Raw genomic sequence first — 931 nt, 5'->3', positions numbered from 1 at the left:
ATCATGGCCCTGTTCCTCGCGCTCAACCGGGACATCGGCGTCACCATCCTGATCGTGACCCACGATCCCGCCATCGCCGCACGTTGCCCACGCCGCATCGTCATGCACGACGGTCGCGTCCGCGACGACAACAGGGGCGTGTTGCGCGACGCCGTGTGCCTGCTGTGAGCAGACCAGAAAGCCTGGCTCCGTTCCGCGAGGTCGTCTTCGACGGTCTGGGCAACCTCCAGGCCCTCAAGGGGCGTGCCCTCCTCGCGCTGACCGGCATCGCGATCGGGACCGCCGCGGTGATCGCCATGCTGCATGTCGGCCACAACGCGCGCATGGAGGCCATGCGGCAGTTCGAGGTGATGGGCGTCGACCTCGCGGTCATCAATCCCAGAGGGGAGGGAGCCACGCCCACGGTCCTGCCACCGGAGATCGTCCGGGCCCTGCCCTCGCACGGGCTTGGGATCGTGCAGGTGGCTCCCTTCATCGCCACCGGCACGATGATCCGGGCGGGCGGCGCCACGATCCAGGCAAACCTCATCGCCGCCACCGATGGCCTCTACGCCCTCACCCAGGCGACCGTCGCCCAGGGTCACCGCACCTCCGAGCTCGACGGCTTCGCCCCCTTCGTCGTCCTCGGCGCCGAGCTAGCCCGGGACATGGCCGTCGCAGCCGGACAGCCTGTGCGGATCGGCGACGCCGTCCGGATGGACGATCAAGTGCTGACGGTCATCGGCGTACTCGGTCCCGCCTTTCCAGTGCCCCTGCTCAGCCTCGATCTCGACCGCTCCGCCGTGATCCCGTTCAGGACCGCGCGGCGCTTGGTGCCCGACCCGCAAATCACCACCGTGGCCGCACGCCTCACGCCCGGTGCCGACGACCGGGCGACAGCCGCGCGGGTCGCCGACTACTTCCAGGCCCGGCTGCGTCCCGGCGGTGTCCA

The 931-nt window shown here is 70.0% G+C and carries 1 protein-coding gene; it reads left to right on the top strand.

Annotated elements, in window-relative coordinates; genetic code table 11:
* Positions 1 to 164: 164 nt before the first annotated feature.
* Positions 165 to 931 (top strand): ABC transporter permease (locus QR78_RS29585; protein ID WP_048431204.1); only part of this gene is annotated, 767 nt, incomplete at its 3' end.

The sequence above is a fragment of the Methylobacterium indicum genome, from assembly GCF_001043895.1.
GTDB lineage: Bacteria > Pseudomonadota > Alphaproteobacteria > Rhizobiales > Beijerinckiaceae > Methylobacterium > Methylobacterium indicum.
The sequence above is the reverse complement of the archived record's forward strand: the minus strand, read 5'-3'. Positions and strand labels throughout refer to the sequence as shown.